General features: G+C 64.6%; 20 protein-coding genes. 6 read left to right on the forward strand and 14 right to left on the reverse strand.

Annotated features, from left to right (window positions below; all coding sequences use genetic code 11):
• Window positions 1–1274: type VI secretion system Vgr family protein (locus tag H597_RS0126470; protein WP_028104763.1), on the reverse strand; the 1274-nt coding region annotated here is incomplete at its 3' end.
• A gap of 177 nt (window positions 1275–1451) precedes the next feature.
• On the opposite strand from H597_RS0126470, the gene flgG reads away from it, so the two are divergent.
• From flgG to flgL, 6 genes are all read left to right on the forward strand, one after another.
• Entirely contained in the window at window positions 1452–2234 is a 783-nt protein-coding gene (gene flgG, locus H597_RS0126475; RefSeq protein ID WP_028104764.1) for a flagellar basal-body rod protein FlgG, read from the forward strand.
• Window positions 2235–2249: 15 nt separating this feature from the next.
• Window positions 2250–2903, forward strand: a complete 654-nt coding sequence (locus H597_RS0126480) for a flagellar basal body L-ring protein FlgH (protein ID WP_028104765.1) — start codon at window positions 2250–2252, stop codon at window positions 2901–2903.
• 2 nt (window positions 2904–2905) lie between these two features.
• Window positions 2906–4012, forward strand: coding sequence for a flagellar basal body P-ring protein FlgI (locus tag H597_RS0126485; protein ID WP_028104766.1), 1107 nt, complete (start codon window positions 2906–2908; stop codon window positions 4010–4012).
• Between the two features lie 10 nt (window positions 4013–4022).
• Window positions 4023–4931: a flagellar assembly peptidoglycan hydrolase FlgJ gene (gene flgJ, locus H597_RS0126490; RefSeq protein ID WP_028104767.1), complete on the forward strand. Its 909-nt coding sequence runs from the start codon at window positions 4023–4025 to the stop codon at window positions 4929–4931.
• 63 nt (window positions 4932–4994) lie between these two features.
• Complete coding sequence (gene flgK / locus H597_RS0126495) at window positions 4995–6950, forward strand: flagellar hook-associated protein FlgK (protein WP_028104768.1); 1956 nt, start codon at window positions 4995–4997, stop codon at window positions 6948–6950.
• A 21-nt stretch (window positions 6951–6971) separates the two neighbouring features.
• Window positions 6972–8213 carry a flagellar hook-associated protein FlgL gene (gene flgL / locus H597_RS0126500; protein ID WP_307581156.1) on the forward strand — a complete coding sequence of 414 codons (1242 nt, stop codon included), beginning with the start codon at window positions 6972–6974 and terminating at the stop codon, window positions 8211–8213.
• Here the strand turns inward: flgL and fliR are convergent.
• The 13 genes from fliR to fliF form a co-directional block, all read right to left on the reverse strand.
• Window positions 8190–9044: a flagellar biosynthetic protein FliR gene (fliR, locus tag H597_RS32620; protein WP_051294138.1), complete on the reverse strand. Its 855-nt coding sequence runs from the start codon at window positions 9042–9044 to the stop codon at window positions 8190–8192. The genes flgL and fliR overlap by 24 nt on opposite strands.
• A gap of 3 nt (window positions 9045–9047) precedes the next feature.
• Complete coding sequence (gene fliQ, locus H597_RS0126510) at window positions 9048–9317, reverse strand: flagellar biosynthesis protein FliQ (RefSeq protein ID WP_028104770.1); 270 nt, start codon at window positions 9315–9317, stop codon at window positions 9048–9050.
• Between the two features lie 11 nt (window positions 9318–9328).
• Entirely contained in the window at window positions 9329–10078 is a 750-nt protein-coding gene (gene fliP / locus H597_RS0126515) for a flagellar type III secretion system pore protein FliP (protein WP_028104771.1), read from the reverse strand.
• Entirely contained in the window at window positions 10068–10673 is a 606-nt protein-coding gene (fliO, locus tag H597_RS0126520; protein ID WP_028104772.1) for a flagellar biosynthetic protein FliO, read from the reverse strand. Before fliO ends, fliP begins: the two co-directional genes overlap by 11 nt.
• Complete coding sequence (gene fliN / locus H597_RS0126525; RefSeq protein WP_028104773.1) at window positions 10670–11092, reverse strand: flagellar motor switch protein FliN; 423 nt, start codon at window positions 11090–11092, stop codon at window positions 10670–10672. Before fliN ends, fliO begins: the two co-directional genes overlap by 4 nt.
• A gap of 21 nt (window positions 11093–11113) precedes the next feature.
• A complete protein-coding gene (gene fliM, locus H597_RS0126530) occupies window positions 11114–12094 on the reverse strand; it encodes a flagellar motor switch protein FliM (RefSeq protein ID WP_028104774.1) in 981 nt (326 codons plus the stop codon).
• 14 nt (window positions 12095–12108) lie between these two features.
• Window positions 12109–12627, reverse strand: a complete 519-nt coding sequence (gene fliL, locus H597_RS0126535; RefSeq protein ID WP_028104775.1) for a flagellar basal body-associated protein FliL — start codon at window positions 12625–12627, stop codon at window positions 12109–12111.
• 233 nt (window positions 12628–12860) lie between these two features.
• A complete protein-coding gene (locus H597_RS33595) occupies window positions 12861–14303 on the reverse strand; it encodes a flagellar hook-length control protein FliK (protein ID WP_028104776.1) in 1443 nt (480 codons plus the stop codon).
• Window positions 14304–14315: 12 nt separating this feature from the next.
• Window positions 14316–14756 (reverse strand): flagellar export protein FliJ, encoded by a 441-nt coding sequence (fliJ, locus tag H597_RS0126545; RefSeq protein WP_028104777.1) that lies wholly within the window; start codon window positions 14754–14756, stop codon window positions 14316–14318.
• Between the two features lie 34 nt (window positions 14757–14790).
• Entirely contained in the window at window positions 14791–16194 is a 1404-nt protein-coding gene (gene fliI / locus H597_RS0126550; protein WP_028104778.1) for a flagellar protein export ATPase FliI, read from the reverse strand.
• 1 nt (window position 16195) lies between these two features.
• Window positions 16196–16942 carry a flagellar assembly protein FliH gene (locus tag H597_RS0126555; protein WP_028104779.1) on the reverse strand — a complete coding sequence of 249 codons (747 nt, stop codon included), beginning with the start codon at window positions 16940–16942 and terminating at the stop codon, window positions 16196–16198.
• Window positions 16942–17940, reverse strand: a complete 999-nt coding sequence (gene fliG / locus H597_RS0126560) for a flagellar motor switch protein FliG (protein WP_028104780.1) — start codon at window positions 17938–17940, stop codon at window positions 16942–16944. Before fliG ends, H597_RS0126555 begins: the two co-directional genes overlap by 1 nt.
• A complete protein-coding gene (gene fliF, locus H597_RS0126565) occupies window positions 17933–19669 on the reverse strand; it encodes a flagellar basal-body MS-ring/collar protein FliF (protein WP_028104781.1) in 1737 nt (578 codons plus the stop codon). The genes fliG and fliF overlap by 8 nt, the downstream gene beginning before the upstream one ends.
• Between the last annotated feature and the right edge of the window lie 80 nt (window positions 19670–19749).

Raw genomic sequence — 19749 nt, forward strand, 5'->3', positions numbered from 1 at the left:
GGGCGCCACGGGACGGTGGCGGGCAGCGCCTGGCTGCAGTTGGCGTAGCCGGTGCTGTTGGCCTGCGTGAGCAGGGCCGGCAGGTCGGACACGATGCCGGTGAACGGCGCGGCCAGTTGCTCCAGCAGTTCCGGGATGGGGCCGAACAGTTCGGCCAGGCCATTCCGGGCGGCCACCGGCAGGTTGTTGATGCCGACGCTGGCGACGCGCGTGATCACGTATTCGTTTTCATGCTCGCCCAGGTCCAGCGGGCCGTTGACCAGCTTGAAGCGGGTACCGGCGCGCAGGGTGCGCACGGTGCTGCGCACTTCCCATGGCTGGCTGCGCGCTTCGCGGGCCTGCATTTGCAGGAGGGCGTAGCGCTGGGCGTCGTCGCCGTCGGTGAAGGCGTATTGGCCCGGGTAGTCGAAACTCTCCGGCAGTTGGGCATGTTTGCCGAAGTCGCTGATGCAGGTAGGCACGGTGGTGCCGATCAGGCTTTTGGCCTTGTAGTCGTAGCTGTAGATCGATACGCTGCCTGCCAGCAGGCTGCGCTGGCGGCGCAGGGACTGGATCGCGTCGGCCTTTTCCAGGGCGCGCGCCGAGTGGTAGCGCAGGCCGAAACCGCTCTTGCTGCTGGCGTCTTCGGGCGTGGCGGTGATTTCGCGGCTGTCCGCGAACAGCATCAGGGTTTGCACTTCTTCGCCGTCCTGCAGGCGCCAGGCGATGCCTTCCTCCGACAGCAGCCGGCGCACGAAGTCGTAGTCCGATTCGCGGTACTGGCAGCAGTAGCTGCGCGGTGGGATATCGGCCAGGCAGGCGCGCGCGTCTTCGCTCCATTGCCAGTTGGCGTAGGGGGCGTGCGCTTCGAACACTTCGTCGACAATTTCCGCCACCGATTTGTCCTGCCATACGCGGCTGTTGCGCACCTGGGTCAGCAGCCACAGCCAGGACGAGATGCGCAGGCGGTAGCGGGCGAAGCCGCCCTCGCTGCCCAGCAGGCCGGCCTGGCTCACGTAGCCGTGAAACGCGCTGCGGCCGCCGTCGGCCAGGCTGGCGAGGAAGGTCGCAGGCTGGCCGAGCAGGGAGCGCAGATCGATGGCGGCGCTGGTCGAGAGCGCGATCACTTCGCGCCTGGCCAGCTCCTGCAGGCCGTCGTCGGCCAGGAAGGCTTCGACCAGGAGGCCGCCGCCGGCGATCTCCTCGGTTTTCGGGAGCCGCAGTTCATACAAGCGGCTAGCGCTGGTGAACTGGGCAAGGGCGGCATATACCTGGGACAGGAGTTCAGTCCTCATAATCTGTCTGCTTGGCAATAATTATAAAATTGGAAACAATAGCAGACCTGAAGTATTCCCGCCACACGGTTGAATAGACCGGGGAAAACCAGCCAGATCGACGCTTTAACTTGACCTTTGCCACGGGATAATGCCTGCATAGAAATACGCCGTAGGTTTATTGTTAAGGGGCAGGAAATGATTCGATCACTGTGGATTGCCAAGACTGGCATGGAAGCGCAGCAGACCCAGATGGACGTGGTGTCCAATAACCTGGCGAACGTCAGCACCAACGGCTTCAAGAAGTCGCGCGCCGTCTTCGAGGATCTGCTGTATCAGAACATCCGCCAGCCGGGCGCTGCCTCCTCGCAGCAGACCCAGCTGCCATCGGGCATGCAGCTCGGTACCGGCGTGCGCCCGGTGGCCATCGAGCGCATCCATACCCAGGGCAACCCGCAGGCGACCGGCAACGACAAGGATTTGATGGTCAACGGCAACGGTTTCTTCCCGGTGCTGCTGCCGGACGGCACCACGGCCTACACCCGCGACGGCTCCTTCCAGCGCGATAACAATGGCCAGATGGTCACTTCCAGCGGCTTCGTGCTGCAGCCGGCCATCACCATCCCGATCAACGCCACCAGCATTACCGTCGGTCGCGACGGCATCGTGTCGGTCACGCTGCCGGGCCAAGCCGCCGCGCAGCAGATCGGCGCCATCCAGCTGGCCACTTTTATCAACCCGACCGGCCTGGAGTCCAAGGGCGAGAACCTATACGTGGAAACCGGCGCGTCCGGCGCGGCGACCCAGAACCAGCCAGGCACCAACGGCACCGGCGTGATCATGCAGGGGTATGTGGAAACCTCGAACGTCAACGTGGTCGAGGAAATGGTGAACATGATCCAGACCCAGCGCGCCTACGAAATCAATTCGAAGGCGATCACCACCTCCGACCAGATGCTGCAGCGGCTGACGCAGCTGTAATCGAGCGAGCCCGCCATGCGTACCGCTTTTGCCTCCATCGCCGCCGCCCTGCTGCTGTCAGCCTGCGTCGGCGCACCGACGACGATCGTCAACGGTCCCACCAGCGCCCGTCCGCTGCCGCCGCCTTACCCGCCGGCAGTGCAGAACAATGGCGCGATCTACCAGGCCAGCAGCTACCGCCCGGCCTTCGAGGACCGCCGCGCGCGCCATGTAGGCGATGTGATCAATGTCGTCATCACGGAAAGCACCTCGGCCGTCAAGAACGGCGCCAGCGCCGGCAACAAGTCGGGCAGCGTCAACTTCGGCGTACCGGGCCTGTTGCAGAACAGGCTGGGTGCCAACGTGGCCACCAGCGCCGACAACAAGTTCGCCGATGCCGACAGCCAGTCGCTCAGCAACAGCTTCCGCGGGACGATCGGCGCCACCGTGGTGGAAGTGCTGTCGAACGGTAACCTGATCATCGCCGGCGAAAAGCAGGTCGGCATGAACAAGGCCACCGAGTACATCCGCATTTCCGGCATGGTGAACCCGGATTCGATCAACGGCAATTCGGTGGCGTCGACCGCCATCGCCGACGCCCGCGTCGAATACCGCACCAAGAGCAATATCGACGGCGCCGAAGTGCAATCGATGCTGTCGCGTTTCTTCCTCAGCCTGCTGCCATTCTGATCATGAAGACTTTCAAGCTCCTGGCCTTGTGCGCCGCCCTGGTATTGGCCCCAGCCGTGCAGGCCGAGCGCCTGAAGGACCTGGCCAGCGTGGCCGGCGTGCGCCAGAATCAATTGATGGGCTACGGCCTGGTGGTCGGCCTCGATGGTTCGGGCGACCAGACCACGCAAACCCCGTTCACGGTGCAATCGGTGGCCTCCATGCTGCAGCAGATGGGCGTGGCGCTGCCGCCCGGTACCACGCTGCAGCTGAAGAATGTGGCCGCCGTGATGGTCACCACCAACCTGCCAGCCTTTGCCCAGCCCGGCCAGCAGATCGACGTCACCGTGTCATCCATGGGCAATGCCAAGTCGCTGCGCGGCGGCACGCTGCTGATGACGCCGTTGAAAGGCGCGGACGGCCAGGTGTACGGCATGGCGCAAGGGAATGTGCTGGTGGGCGGTGTCGGGGCGCAAGCGCCGGGCGGCGGCGCCGCCGTGGTGGTCAACCACCTGTCGGTTGGCCGCATTTCCGGCGGCGCCACGGTGGAACGCGCCGTGCCGACCACGCTGGGGGAGGGCAGTCAGATCCGCCTCGAACTGAACAATACCGACTTTGCCACCGCCAGCCGCGTGGTCAACGCTATCAACGACAAATACGGCGCCGGCGTCGCGTACGCCCAGGACGGCCGCACCATCCGCGTCACCGCTCCCTCGTCGAGCGATGCGCGCGTGGCCTTCATCGGCGAGCTGGAGAGCATGGATGTGCGCCCGGCGCGCCAGGCCGCCAAGGTCATCATGAACGCCCGTACCGGCTCGGTGGTCATGAACCAGGAAGTGACGCTGGAGACGTGCGCCATTTCGCACGGCAACCTGTCCGTATCGGTCAGCGCCGACACCCAGGTCAGCCAGCCCAATGCGCTCAGCGGCGGCCAGACCGTGGTCGCCCAGCAGGGCAGCGTCGACATCAAGAAGGACTCCGGCAAGGTCATCATGCTGAAGAGCGGCGCGTCGTTGGCCGAAGTGGTCAAGGCCCTCAACGCCATTGGCGCTTCGCCGCAGGATTTGCTGGCGATCCTGCAGGCCATGAAAGCGGCCGGCGCGCTGCGCGCCGAACTGGAAATCATTTGAGGATGCCGCCATGATCCCGCGTCCCGGCTCCACCGACCTGAGCGCCAACCTTGCCATCGACAATAAGGGCATGTCCGAGCTGCGCCAGTCGGCGCGCGCCGGATCGCCGGAAGCGTTGAAGGCGGCGTCCACGCAATTTGAAGCCATGTTCGTCAACATGATGATGAAGAGCATGCGCGAGGCCACGCCGCAGGATGGTCTGACGGACAGCCAGCAAACCCGGATGTTCACGACCATGCTCGATCAGCAGACCAGCCAGAATATCGCCAAGAAGGGCCTGGGTCTGGCCGATATGCTGGTGCGCCAGCTGTCGAAGACCTTGCCGGCGCAGGAGACCGTGGGCGCCGACCCGGCCATGGCGCGCGCCTTGCTGGAGCAGGCCAAGCTGCAGCGTTCGATCGAAGCCAGCGGCGGCGCCGCGGCCATCGCCAATGCCGCCCCGGCCACGGACAAGCCCGCCCATGTGCGCGCCTTCCAGGACAAGCTCGGCAGCCACGCGGAAGAAGCCAGCCGCGCCTCCGGCATCCCGGCCAAGTTCATGCTGGGCCAGGCGGCGCTGGAGACGGGCTGGGGCCGGCGCGAAATCAAGGGCCGCGACGGGACCAGCAGCCACAACCTGTTCGGCATCAAGGCCGGCCCGGACTGGAAAGGCCGTGTTGTCGAAACGGCCACGACAGAGTACGTGCATGGCCAGCCGCAGACGCGGGTGGACAAATTCCGGGCCTATGACAGCTATGCCGACAGCTTTAAGGATTACGCGCGCATGCTGACCAGCAATGCCCGCTACGAGAAGGCGCTGGCCGCCGCCAACGGCCGCGATGCCGCCGGCTTTGCCAAGGGCCTGCAGCGGGCCGGTTACGCCACCGATCCCAACTACGCCAGCAAGCTGGCGGGGATTATCCAGCGCACTCTTGCCTGACGGACATCAAGTTTTGTCGGAATCTGCCGTAAACTGACCTAACAAGCGAAGGTACTTATCACAATGTCCAGTCTTCTCAGCATCGGTAAAAGTGGTCTGTTGGCCGCCCAGACGGGCCTGGCCACCACTGGGCACAATATTACCAATTCGAATGTGACCGGTTACAACCGCCAGGTGGTGGTGCAGGGCACTACGCCGCCGCTGCAGACCGGCGACGGCTTTGTCGGCACCGGTACCGAGGTGGCGCAGATCAAGCGCGTCTACGACGACTTCCTGAACCGCCAGCTGCTGGGCGCGCAGACCAACCAGTCCCAGCTGGACACCTATTTCAACCAGGTCAGCCAGATCGACAACCTGCTGGCCGATACCACGGTCGGCCTGTCGCCGGCCCTGCAGGACTTTTTCAAGGGCGTGCAGAACGCCAACTCCAGCCCGCAGTCGCCGGCGGCCCGCCAGGCCTTGCTCTCGTCGGCCCAATCGCTGGCCTCGCGCTTCAATGGCATCTCCGCGCGCATGAAGGAATTGCAGCAGGGCGTCAACACGGGCGTCGCCGCCAGCGTCAATGAAATCAATTCCTTCGCCCGCCGGATTGCCGACCTGAACAATACGATTGCCGGCCTGTCGGTCGACCCGTCGGCCCTGCCGAGCGACCTGATGGACCAGCGCGACGCCCTGATCGCCGAGATGAACAAGCAGGTCAAGGTCACCGTCATGCCGGCCGAAAACAATATGCTGAATGTCTCGTTCGGCACGGGCCAGCCGCTGGTGGTGGGCAACCGTAGCCAGGTGCTGGCGACGGCCAATTCGCCGTCCGACCCGGAGCGTATCGTGGTCGGCTACCAGACCAACGGCAATTTCTCCCAGCTGCCGGACAGCGTACTGATCGGTGGCCAGCTCGGCGGCCTGATCGACTTTCGCAATAGCGGCCTGGACGTGGCCAATGCCAGCCTCGGCAAAGTGGCCGCCGGCCTGGCGGACGCCTTCAACGACCAGCATAAGCTGGGGCTCGACCTGAACAGCCAGTTCGGCGGCAACTTCTTCAACGATATCCATGCCTATGTCGGCTATGACAACCGCAATGCGCCCACCAGCACGGTCAAGGTCGACGCCACCATCGTCGACGCCGCCGCGCTGACCACCTCGGACTACGACATCAACTACAACGGCACCGACTTCATCGTGACGCGCGCCAGCGACGGCGCCACCACCACTATCGCGCCGTATCCGCAGGCCCAGCCGCAGGTGATCGATGGCGTCGCCTTTTCCATCACCGGCGCGGCTGGCGGCCCCGACCATTTCCTGGTGCGCCCGACGTATAACGCCGCCCAGGACATCAGCGTGGCGCTGAAGGATCCCAACAAGATCGCGTTGGCGGCGCCGATCAGCACCTCGGTACCGACCACCAATACCGGCAATGGCAAGATCAGCCCCGGCGCGGTCAATGCCAATTACCTGTTGCCCGGCAACCAGCTGGCGGCGCCCGTGACCCTGACCTATAACAGCGGGACCAACCAGCTCAGCGGTTTCCCCGCCGGCAGCCCGGTGGACGTGACGGTCAACGGCACCACCACCACTTATCCGGCCGGCACCCCGGTGCCGTACACGGCGGGCGCCCAGATCGCCTTCCAGGGCATTGAAGTGAGTCTCTCTGGCACGCCAGCCAACAACGACAAGTTCACCATCGCGCCCGGCAGCGGGGTCGGCGATGCGCGCAACGGCGTGCTGCTGGCGGGCCTGCAGTCCAAAAACATTCTGGATGGCGGCCACGCGACGTTCCAGGGCTCGTATGCGCAAATGGTCAACTTCGTTGGCAATAAGACGCGCGAAGTGCAGATCGCCAGCTCGGCGGCCGATACCGCGGTGGTCCAGGCCCAGGCTGCGCGCGACTCGGTCTCGGGCGTCAACCTGGACGAGGAAGCGGCCAACCTGCTGCGCTACCAGCAGGCTTACCAGGCCTCCGGTAAAGTGATCCAGGTGGCAAACACCTTGTTTGACACACTGCTGTCGCTGAACCAATAAGATTTTTGAAGGAAGAGCACCATGGTCATGCGTATTGCCACCAAGACTTTGTACGACAACGGCGTCAGCCAGCTGAATACCCTGCAGGGCCAATTGCAGCGGACGCAGATGCAGCTGTCGACCGGGCGCCGCGTGGTCACGCCATCGGACGACCCGGTTGCTTCGGCACGCGCACTGGAAGTGTCGCAGTCGAAGGAAATGAACACCCAGTACGTCACCAACCGCTCGAACGCCAAGGCTTCGCTGTCCCTGGTCGACAATACGCTGGCCAGCACCGACGACTTGCTGCAGGAAGTGAAGAGCAAAATCGTCGCCGCCGGCAATCCGGCCTTCACGATGGCCGACCGCGAAGCGCTGGCCAAGGAGCTCGATGGACGGCTGGAAGACCTGCTGGGCCAAGCCAACGCCACCGACGGCAGCGGCGCCTACCTGTTCTCCGGCTACAAGAGCGATATCCAGCCGTTCACGCGCAGCGCCACCGGCGCCACCTACAACGGCGACCAGGGCCAGCGCGACCTGCAAGTGGCATCCTCGCGCAAGCTGGCCATCAGCGAAACCGGCTCGACCATCTTTGAAAGCAATATCACGGGCAACGGCACCTTCCAGACCAGTGTCGACCCGAACAACTACACGCGCGGCGGCACCGGCATCATTTCGCCGGGCGTGGTGAAGAATCCCGCTGCGGTGACCGGGCATAACTACACGCTCAACTTCACCGTGGTGCCCGCCGCGCCTGGTGTGCCGGCCGCGACCACCTATACCGTCAACGACGTCACCAGCGGCACCGCCGTGGCGACGGGCGTGCCCTACGTGGCGGGCCAGCCGATCGCCTTCGACGGCATCCAGATGGACGTCAGCGGCGTGCCGGCCAATGGCGACGTGTTCAATGTCGATCCGAGCAAGAACCAGTCGGTGTTCGAGACCATGACCACCCTGATCGCCGCCCTGCGCGGCCCGGCCGGCTCGCCGCAGGCGGGCGCCGGGCTGACCAATGCGCTGAACCTGGCCAACCAGAACATCACCAATGCGCTGGACAACACGCTGTCGGTGCGCGCCTCGGTCGGCGCCCGGCTGAGCGAGCTGGACCACCTGGACAGCGCCGGCGACGACTTGAACCTGCAATATTCGAGCCAGCTGTCCGACCTGGTCGACCTCGACCCGGTGGAAGCGATCTCGCGCTTCACCCAGCAGCAAACCACGCTGGAAGCGGCGCAGAAGTCCTACAAGGCGCTGACCGGGCTATCGCTGTTCAATCTGATTTGAAAGTCGGGGCCGTGTCCGATTGCCAGACCTGACCCCGGCTTCCTTCCTGCTATCCCACTCGCGCGGCAATTGCCGCGCTTTTTCTATGCCTTCGTTGACCAGCCTCTGGATCGGCATGTTCAGGTAGGGCAGGGTCATGGCCAGCGTCAGGAAACCCACGCCCAAGGTGATCGGGAAGCCGATGCCGAACAGGTTCAACTGCGGCGCCGCGCGCGTCAGGATGCCCAGCGCGACGTTGGTGACCAGCAGCGCGGCGACCACGGGCAGGGACAGCTGCAGGCCGGCCGAGAAGATCCTGGAACCCCACAGCGCCAGGTCCCAGAAGCCGTCGTTGTTGAAGGAAATCGCCGCCACCGGCAGCGTGAAGAAGCTTTCGGCCAGCGCTTCCAGCAGCACCAGGTGGCCATTCACCGCCAGCACCGCCAGCGTCACGATCCACACCATGAATTGCGACACCGCCGACGAGCGGCCCTGCGACATCGGGTCGAAGAAGCTGGCGAAACCCAGGCCCATGGTCAGGCTGGATATCTCGCCCGCCATTTCCACCGCGCCGAACACCAGGCGCATCGCGAAGCCCATGCCAGCGCCGATCACGATTTCCCGCGCCAGCACCGACAGCCCGGCCCAGCCCGCTGGATCGAGGGCGGGCATGGCCGGTACGCCAGGCGCCACCACCAGGGCGATCATCAGGCCCAGCGCGAGCTTGACGGTTTCCGGGATGCGGGCGTTGCCGAAGATGGGGGCGGCGGCGATCAGCGCCAGGATGCGGGCTGCCGGCCACAGCAGGGCGGCGATCCAGGTATTCAGCTCGGCGGCAGTGACGACCAGCATCGCTCACGAGACCAGTTGCGGGATATTGGTCAGCACCTGGCGCATATAGTCGAGCATGACCGACAGCATCCACGGGCCGGCCACCACCATGGCGACAAACACGCCGATCAGCTTGGGGATGAAGGACAGGGTCGATTCATTGATCTGGGTGGCGGCCTGGAAGATCGAGACCACCAGGCCGATCACCAGCGCCACCAGCAGCAGCGGGGCGGCCACCATCAGCGTGACTTCCATGGCCTGGCGGCCCATGCTCATGACGGTTTCCGGATTCATGGCGGCCCTCCCTAGTAGAAGCTCTGGGACAAGGAGCCCAGCAGTAGTTGCCAGCCATCCACCAGCACGAACAGCATCAGCTTGAACGGCAGCGAAATCACGGCGGGCGACATCATCATCATACCCATCGACATCAACACCGACGCCACCACCATGTCGATGATGAGGAAGGGGATGAAAATGGCGAAGCCGATCTGGAAGGCGGTCTTCAGTTCGGAGGTGATGAAGGCCGGCACCAGGATCTTCAGCGGCACGTCTTCCGGCCCCTGTAGCGCCTGGCTGCGCGAAATCTTGACGAACAGGGCCAGGTCGGACTGGCGCGTCTGCTTCAGCATGAAGGTCTTCAGCGGCACGGCGGCGCGGTCCATCGCCTGCTGCATGGTGATCTTGCTGTCCTGCAGCGGCACCCAGGCGTCGCTGTAGATCTTGTCGAACACCGGGCTCATGACGAAGAAGGTGAGGAACATGGACAGGCCGATGATGACCTGGTTGGGGGGCGCCGATTGGGTGCCGAGCGCCTGGCGCAGCAGGGACAGCACGATCACGATGCGGGTGAAGCCGGTCATCATCAGCAGCGCCGCCGGGATGAAGGTCAGCGCCGTCATCAGGATCAGCGTTTGCAGCGTCAGGCCGTAATTGGTGCCGCCGCCTGCGGCCGGTGTGCTGGTGAAGGCTGGAATGGTCGGCTCGGCCGCCGCGATCAACGGCAGCAGTAGCAGGGCGGCGCCGGTGGTCAGGCCCCAGGCGCGTTTATTTGCCATTGCGCTTTTCGACGGTCTGTTTGAACCAGTCGGCGAAATTGGCGGGCAGCGCCGGCGCGCCGGCCGCCTCGCCCTCGTCCACTGCCTGGCGCGGCATGGTGGCCAGGGCGTTCATGCGGCCGGGCGAGGCACCGACCACGATCCATTGCTCGCCCACCTCCACCACCAGGATGCGCTCGCGCGCGCCGACGCTAAGGGCGCCGACCAGCTTGATGCGCGAACCGCCCGTGATATGTTTCGGGCCGAAGCGCTTGAGCAGCCAGGCCAGGCCGACCAGCAGGGCGATGACGAAGCCCAGTGAGAGGATGGTCTGCAGCAGGGAGCCGGCAGCCGAGGGCGCCTGCGCCGCCAGCGCATGGTTCGGCGCGGGGGCATTGGCGGCGCGGGCGCCGGCCAGGGCGGCCTGCTGCTCGGGCGTCGCGGCCGTGGCCGGCGTTGCAGGCGCGGCGTCGGCCGTGGGCGCCGGCGCTGCTGGCGTGCTGGTGGAAATCGTATCGGGAGCGGGGGCCTGTTGCGCCAGCGCGGGCGCGCCGACAAGACAGAAGGCGGCCGCGCAGGCGGCCAGGACGGACCTTGCGGCGTGGTTTGGCGTCATTTATTCAGTTTTCGGATGCGTTCGGAAGGCGTGATGATATCCGTCAGGCGGATACCGAATTTGTCGTTCACCACCACCACCTCGCCCTGGGCGATCAGGCAGCCGTTGACCAGCACGTCCATCGGTTCGCCCGCCAAGCCGTCCAGTTCAACCACGGAGCCCTGCGCCAATTGCAGCAGATTCTTGATGGCGATCTTGGTACGCCCCAGTTCCACCGTCAGCTGGACCGGAATATCGAGGATGAAGTCGATATCGTTATGGGTTTCCGTCTTGTTGGGCTGCTTGGAGAAGTCCTTGAACACGGCCGCCGTGGCAGCCTGGTTCTGCATCGCGGCGGCTTCGGCGGCGGCCTGTTCGGCAATCGCGGCGCCCCAATCGTCATCCATGCTGCCTGTATCGTCGTCTTGATTGTCCGACATGTCTTTCTCCTAAATGCTGCCTTATTTCATATTATCGGTGTTTGCCAGCAGTTTCTCCACCTTCAAGGCGTATTGCCCGTTCAGCACCCCGTAGGTGCAGTCGAGCACAGGCACGCCATCAACCGTGGCTTCGATGGTTTCCGGAATCGAGAGCGGGATCACATCGCCCACCTTCATGTTCAGGATCTCATCGAAGCTGACCTTGGCCGTGCCGAGCTTGGCGATCAGTTCCACCTCGGCGATCTGGATCTGCTGGGTCATCAGGCGGATCCAGCGCTTGTCCACTTCCAGCGCCTCGCCCTGCAGCGAGGAGGTCAGCGCATCGCGGATCGGCTCGATCATCGAGTACGGCATGCAGAAGTGGATCTGGCCCGACACCGAGCCGAGTTCGATGGTGAAGGTGGACGCCACCACCACCTCGTTCGGCGTGGCGATGTTGGCGAACTGCGTATTCATTTCGGAACGGATGTACTCGAACTCCACCGGGTACACCGGTTCCCACGATTTGGTATAAGCCTCGAACACGATATCGAGGATGCGCAGGATGATGCGCTGCTCGGTCTGGGTGAAGTCGCGCCCCTCGACCCGGGTATGGAAACGGCCGTCGCCGCCGAACAGGTTGTCGACCAGCAGGAACACCAGGCCCGGATCGAACACCATCAAGGCGGTGCCGCGCAGCGGCTTCATGTGCACCAGGTTGAGGTTGGTCGGCACCACCAGGTTGCGGATGAATTCGGAATACTTCGAGACGCGCACCGAGCCCACCGACACTTCCGCGCTGCGGCGCAGGAAGTTGAACAGGCCCACGCGCAGCAGGCGCGCGAAACGCTCGTTGATAATTTCCAGGGTCGGCATCCGGCCCCGGACGATGCGCTCCTGCGTTGCCAGATTATAGGTCCGGACACCGGTGGACTCCTCTGGCGCTGCGACGTCGTCCTGGTCGCCGTTGACGCCCTTCAGGAGGGCATCGACTTCTTCCTGGGAGAGAAAATTATCAGCCATGCTTCACACCGACCTTACTGGATGATAAACGCCGTAAACAGCACTTCCGATACTTCCTGGGGCTCGCCGCCTTTTTCGAAAGGCTGGTTGACCGCTTCCATGATGTCCTTGCTGAGCTGCTCCTTGCCTTCCGGGGTATTGATCTCGGAGGCGTGCTTGCTCGACAGCAGCAACAGAATGCGGCTGCGCAGCTTGGGCATATTGGTCTTGATCACTTCCGACTCTTCCAGGCTACCGGCTTGCAGCGTGATGGCCAGCTGCAGGTACTGTTCGCCGTTCTCCGGCTGCAGGTTGACGACGAACTGGTCGACCGGGACATACACCGGCGGTCCGGCTTTCTTGGCCGGTTTCTTGGATTTCTTCGGCGCCTTTTCTTCCGCATGCTCTTCGCTGCTATCGCCCTTGAGCATGAAGTAGGCACCGGCGCCGCCGCCCAGCACGAGCACCAGCACAGCGGCCAGGATAATGATCAGCTTCTTCTTGGAGCCACCGCCTGCCGGTGGTGCTGCTTCTGCCTTGGCATCAGCCTTCATTTTTGGATTCGCTTTCAATTCTGCTGCCCTGGATGCAAGAGTTGGATCATGACGCCATTATGTCATTATCGCGAATTCTTTCGGGAAGCCATGCGCCGAAAAGAGGCAGGAAGCAGGGCTATCTCTGCCTTAGAGGCCGTTTCAAAATGGCCATGGCGTTGTTGCAGCTCCTTGCCGTGCAGGCGCACTGCCTTCGTCGCTGCGCCTAGCCACGCCCATTTTGAAACAGCCTCTTAGGCGAAAGTATCGACGGCGCTCAGCACGCCGCGCCGGATGGTCGGGGCGGGCTGGGCCGCGCTGTCGCCGTCCGTGGCGTTGCCATGCTGGCCAGTGGCGACGCCGCGGCCACGGCCGCCGCCCGCCATCCCGGCGAAGGCTTGCTGCTGATCCTGGCTGCCCGAGGAAACGCTGGCGTCGCCCAGCATGATGCCGGCTTCGCCCATGGTTTCGCGCAGCTTGGGCAGGGCTTGCTCGAGCGCCTGGCGCACTTCCGGCTGGGCCGCCGTGAAGGCCACGCTGGCCTGGTCGTTGGAAACGCTCAGCACCACTTGCAGCGGGCCCAGGTCGGGCGGGTTCAGGGTCAGGGTGGCGCTCTGCTCGCCGCCATTGACCATCCAGACCACTTTCTGGCCCAGTTGATGGTCCCATCCCTGGCTGCCAACGCGGGCGTGCAGCTGGTTGCTGGCCAGGGCCTGGGCGGCTTGCGCATTTGCCGCGCCGGCCGGGGCCAGGGCGGTGGCAGTCGCCTGCAGGGCGCTGGCCTGCGGCTGGATCAGTTGTTTGGTATCGCGGGCGGCGGCATCGGCGGCCTTGCTGGCGTCGGCCCTGGCCTGTTGCAGGGTGGCCTGGAAATCGGCGCGCGGCGCCGCAGCGTCGGGCAGGGCGGCCTTGCCGCTGGCGTTGCTGCCGACGGCCTGCTGGGCCAGGGCATCGGCCAAGCTCGGGTCGGCATCGTTTGCCACGGCCTGACTGTTGGCGGCGCCGTCGGCTGTCGCTTTGGCGGCGAGCAATGTTGCCTGATCGATAGCCATGCCATCTTCAGGCAGGCGCGCGGCGCTGGCGGCCTGGCTGGTGTTGCCTTCCAATACGGCGTCGCTGGCCGGCGCCGCAGCGCTGGCGGCCCGGCTTTCTTGGACAGCAGCGGCGGCCGCCGCTGCCGCCGCTGCGGCATCGGTGGCGTTGGGCTGGGCCAGGCCCTGGAGCATGGCCAGCATATCGGCCACGGCATCGCTGCTGGCTGGCTGTTCCCCTGCTTGATCTGTTTCCGCCGGACCCTCGGCAGTGTCCGCAGAAGCAGATGCCTTTCCGCTGTCGGCGGGCGCAGCCTGCCCGTTACTGGATGGCGCGGCGGGATTGGCCTGGTTGCTTTGCTGGGGCTTGGCGGCAGCCTGGGCCTGTTGGGCGGGCTTGCTGGCGGGCGCCGGGACGTTGCCCGCGGCCGGCTTTGCCTGCTGGGCGGCGGCAGTCTGGGGTTGCTGCGCCACCGGTTTCGGGCCCTCGGCGCGGCGCGGCGCGGCGTTGGCCTGCGGCGTCAGCGCCGGCGGCAGGGCTTGGCGTTCGATCTGGCGGTTCAAGGCCTGGGCGAACTGCTGGTCTTCCTGGGCGGCATTGGATGGACGGCCGGAAGCCGTATTGCCGGAGAGAAGGGGTGAGTTCTGCACAGTCTGGGTTTGCATGATCGAATTGCTCTAACGTTTGAAAAATGCCTGGCGCGAGGCGTGTTCATCCATGGCCTTCTGGTCGCGCTTGGCTTCCTTCTTGAGCTCCTGGGCTTCGGCCCGGTCGCGCAAGGTGGAGTAGGACATGCGCTTGCGTTCGGCGTCCTGCCACAACTGCTTTTCCTTATCGCCACGGACTTTGCTGTGGCGCAGCACATCTTCCTGGCCCTTGATGGCCGTATCCAGTTTTTCCATGAAAGCCTGGAAATTGCGGTAGGCCATGGGGGTGATGCCTTGCTGCTGGGACTCGTCGAAACGCCGGCCATACTCGTCGCGGTAGCCGACCAGCATGTTCAGCTTCTCTTCCGCGTCCGCCACGGCTTTCAGGGCCGCGCCGAGGCGCTTGGCCGCATCGTCGGTTTCCCGCCGGGCCAGATCGATCAGAGTCGCAAGTTGCTGGGTGGAGGCCATGATGATCCATTATAGGCAAGGCCAGCCCTACCAATCAGTCAAACAGAGAGGTTAACTGCCCCAAACTCTCAGGCATATTGACCTGTTCGGTGATCTGCTGTTGTAAGAATTGCTCAATCTTATCGTGCAGGGCGATGGCCTGGTCGAGCACCGGATCGGTGCCGGGGGTGTAGGCGCCGACCGCGATCAGGTCGCGGCTGCGTTCGTAGCGCGAAAACAACTGCTTGAGCCGGCGCGCCTGGTTCTGGTGGGCATGCGAGGTGATCGAATGCATGGCGCGGCTGATTGACTGTTCGATATCAATGGCCGGGTAATGGCCCGCTTCGGCCAGCCTGCGGTTGAGCACGATATGCCCGTCCAGGATGGCGCGCGCCGAGTCGGCGATCGGGTCTTGCTGGTCGTCCCCCTCGGTCAAGACGGTATAGAAAGCCGTGATCGAACCGCCGCCCAGCTCGCCGTTCCCGGCGCGTTCGACCAGCACCGGCAGCTTGGCGAAGACCGACGGCGGGTAGCCCTTGGTGGCCGGGGGCTCGCCGATCGCCAGCGCGATTTCACGCTGCGCCATGGCGTAGCGCGTCAGCGAATCCATGATCAGCAGGACATTCTGCCCCTTGTCGCGGAAGTGCTCGGCAATCGCCGTGGCATAGGCCGCGCCCTGCAGGCGCATCAGCGGCGGCGTATCGGCCGGGGCCGCCACCACCACCGAACGGCGCAAGCCTTCCTCGCCCAGGATTTGTTCGATGAATTCCTTGACCTCGCGGCCCCGTTCGCCGATCAGTCCCACCACGATGATGTCGGCTTCCGTATAGCGCGCCATCATGCCCAGCAGCACGGACTTGCCGACGCCGGAGCCGGCGAACAGGCCCATGCGCTGGCCCCGTCCCACGGTCAGCATGGCGTTGATGCAGCGCACGCCCACGTCCAGCGTTTCCACGATGGGGGCGCGGCCCAGCGGATTGGCCGGGCGCACATTGATGGGCGCGGAATCGCTGGTATTGACCGGTCCCAGGCTGTCCAGCGGACGCCCGGCACCGTCGACCACGCGGCCCAGCAGTTCAGGGCCGACCGGCAGGTGGCGCGCGCGGTCGCTGGGGCGGCGGCGCGGGTGGCTGACGCTGCCTGGCTTGGGCACGCTTTGCTCGATCGGGAACACACGGGTGCCGGGCACGATGCCCTCGACATCGCTTTGCGGCATCAGGAACAGCTTGTCGCCCTCGAACCCGACGACTTCGGCCTCGACCTTGCCGCCGGAGGGCAGGGGCACGGTGCAGGCGGCGCCGACGGCCAGGCGCAGCCCGACCGCTTCCATCACCAGGCCCGCCACCCGCGTGACGCGGCCGGAGACCTGCATTGGCTCGACGAAATCGGCCAGGGTCGCGCAATCGTTCAGGTAAGAACGCCAGCGGCCTGCATGCACTTGTGCGTCCGGGGCGCCCATCTCAGTCGATCCAGTCCACGTCTTTGCCGAGCGCGTGGCTCAGGCGCTGCCAGCGCGACGCCACGGTGGCATCGATCTGGTTGGAGGCGGTATCGACCTTGCAGCCGCCTCGCTCGATGGTCGGGTCGTCGATGACGCGCCAGCCACCCTTGTCCAGTTCTTCCGCAATGCTGTCGCGCACCACCAGCGCATCGTCCGGGTTCAGGATCAGCAGGGCCGGCTGCTGCAGCACCGGCAGGTATTCGATCGCCTCGCGCACAATGGGCAGCACCAGTTCCGGCTTGATGCGCAGCGACGTTTTGACCAGGCCCTTGGCCAGGTGCAGCGCCAGTTCCAGTATTTCGTTGCCGATGGCCTGGTCGGCCTCGCGCAGCGCCGCGCTGAAATTGTCCGCGATCGCGCGCACCGGGGCGACCGCCTGCTCGGTGGCGGCGCGCTGTTCGTCCAGCGCCTGCGCCATGCCTTCCTCCTGGCCGGCCTTGTAGCCTTCGTCATAGCCCTGCTGGCGCGCCTGCTCGCGGATGGCGGCCAATTCTTCTTCGCTCGGGTACTCGAGCTCAGGGGCCTGCTCGGCCGCGTATTCGGCTTGCTCCACTTCGGCCAGCGCGGCCGCCTCGGCCACCTCGCTGGCGCGGTGTTCCTCCTGCTCGCGTTCGCGCTGGGCCACAATGCTGGGGCGCGTATCCCCGAAGGATTGCATTTCCCAGCGCTGGTAAGCGGTTTGCTGCTCTTTTGGAATGGTTGCCATCAAACGAAGGAATCCTCGCCTTTACCGCCCAGCACGATCTGGCCTTCATCGGCCAGGCGACGCACGATCTGCAGGATCTGCTTCTGCTGCGTCTCCACCTCGGACAGGCGTACCGGGCCTTTGTTCTCCAGGTCTTCGCGCATCATCTCCGAAGCGCGCGCCGACATATTCCTGAAGACCTTGTCGCGCAGATCGGGCGACGCGCCTTTCAGCGCGATGATCAGCATTTCGGACTGCACTTCGCGCAGCAGCAGCTGGATGCCGCGGTCGTCGACATCGATCAGGTTGTCGAACACGAACATTTCGTCCATGATCTTCTGCGCCATATCGTTGTCGTAGTTCTTGATGTTGTCCATCACGTTCTGTTCCTGCTCGCCGGACATGAAGTTCAGGATCTCGGCCGCGGCGCGCACGCCGCCCAGGGTCGATTTCTTGATGTTTTCGTTACCGGACAGGAGCTTGGTCAGCACATCGTTCAGCTCGCGCAAGGCTTGCGGCTGTACGCCGTCCAGGGTGGCGATGCGCAGCACCGCATCGTTGCGCAGGCGGTCGGTGAAATGGCCGAGGATTTCGCAAGCTTGGTCGCGCTCCAGGTGCACCAGGATGGTTGCGATGATCTGCGGGTGTTCGTTGCGGATCAGCTCGGCCACCGATTGCGAATCCATCCACTTCAGCGATTCGATGCCCGAGGCATCCTTGCCGCCCAGGATGCGCGACAGCAGCACCGAGGCCTTGTCGTCGCCCAGCGCCTTGGTCAGCACCTGGCGGATGTATTCGTCCGAATCGAGGCCGACAGTGGAGGCGGCGGCAAAGCGGTCGCGGAAGTCGTCCAGCACATCGACCACCATTTCGTGCGGGATGTTCTTCATGGTCGCCATCGAGGCGCCCAGCTTCAGCACTTCGCGCGGGCCGAGGAACTTCATCACCTCGGCCGCTTCGCCTTCGCCCATCGCCAGCATCAGGATGGCGGCTTTCTGCAGTCCGGTATTCTCAGTCATTGTTGCCTATCCATTCCTTGATGACGTTGGCGACGATGCGCGGATCTTCCGCCGCGAGTTTCTTGGCCAGCGCCAGGTTGTCGCGGTAGGTGCGGGCGGTGTTCTCTTCCATCTTGGCGATCTCCTCCGCCAGCAATTCTTCCGGTGTCGGCCCGCTGGGCTCGACGATCGGTTCCGGTTCCGGTTCGGGTTCCGGCTCGTTGATCGCGTCGATCTTCTTGAACACCGGACGCAGCATGGGACGCACGATACGCAGCAGGATATACAGCAGGATCAGCGCCGTGATCAGGAACTTCGCCAGCTCCTTGGCCAGCGGCAGGTTGGCCGGGTCGCGCCACCATTCCAGCGGCGCTTCCGGTTCCTTGTCGACGCCGTCAAAGGGCGCATTGGCCACACTGACGGAGTCGCCGCGGTCCTGGTTATAGCCCATGGCTTCCTTGACCAGGCTGTTGATCTTGGCCATCTCGTCCGCACTCAGCGGTTTCACGATGACCTTGCCGTTTTTATCGATGGTCCGACGATAGTTTACTACGACGCCGACCGTCATGCGCTTCAGGCCGGCCAATGCCTTCTGTTCGTAGCGCACGGTCTTGTCGACTTCATAATTGGTGGTCGATTCCTTATGGTTGGGGCCGGCTGCCGTGGCGGCGGCGCCCGTGCCCGGCTGGCCCGGCGCCGCGGCCGTGCCGGGCGGCGTGGTGGTCAGCGGCGCGGTGGCCACGCCCGGCGGCTGGTTCGACAGCGCGCCCGGAATGCCGCCCGGATTCTGGCTCGAGGTGCCATTGGTTTCGCTGTTTTGCTGGCTGCGGATGGCCGAGGCGGCGGGCGGCGAATTCGGCTTGTAGGTCTCGGCGGCCTGTTCGATGGCGGAAAAGTCAACATCGGCCACCGCCTCGGCGCGCACATTGCCTTCGCCCACGATGGGAGTGATGATGGACTCGACCTGCTTGATGACCTGCTTTTGCATCTCCTGCACATACTTGAGCTGGGAGGCGTCGAGGTTTTTGGCGTTGTTGGCGGCGCTGCCGTTCTTGTTCAGGTCGGACACCAGGTTGCCGGCCTGGTCCACCACGGTGACATTGGCCGGCGACAGTTCCGGCACGGACGAGGCCACCAGGTGCACGATGGCGCTGACCTGGGCCGGCTCGATCATGCGGTTGGCATGCAGTTGCAGGATCACGGAAGCGGTCGGTTTTTGCTGGTCGCGCACGAAGACGGACGGCTTGGGCAGGGCCAGGTGCACGCGCGCCGATTCGACCGCGCCGATGGACTGGATCGAGCGCGCCAGCTCGCCTTCCAGCGCGCGCTGGTAATTGACCTGCTCCAGGAACTGGGACACGCCCAGCTTCTGGTTTTCCATGACTTCAAAGCCGACATTGCCGCCCTTGGGCAGGCCCTGCTGGGCCAGGCGCAGGCGGACGCTATGCACCTGTTCGGCCGGCACCAGGATGGCCTGGCCGCCGTCGGCCAGCTTGTACTTGACCTGCATCTGGTCCAGCGCGGCGGTGATGGCGCCGCCGTCCTTGTCCGTGTAGTTGGCGAACAGGACCTTGTAATCGGCTTCCTTGTTCCACAGCCACAGGATCAGGATCAGCGCCAGGATGCCCGCCACGGCGGCGCCGCGCAGCACCATCTTGCCCATCGGCGTCTGGAAAAAGGCAAAGCGGCTCCGCAACCCCTGCCGGGCTTCGGGTTCGTCGATATCGATTGGTTCGGCGGCTGCAGCCATGGGAGATCACTGTGGGTTAATGGGCCTGTTGCACATTATCAGGCCTTGTTGCGCCCTTTAAAGGCCGGAACAGGCGGCCG

The organism is Pseudoduganella violaceinigra DSM 15887, from assembly GCF_000425385.1.
Taxonomy (GTDB): Bacteria; Pseudomonadota; Gammaproteobacteria; order Burkholderiales; family Burkholderiaceae_D; genus Rugamonas; species Rugamonas violaceinigra.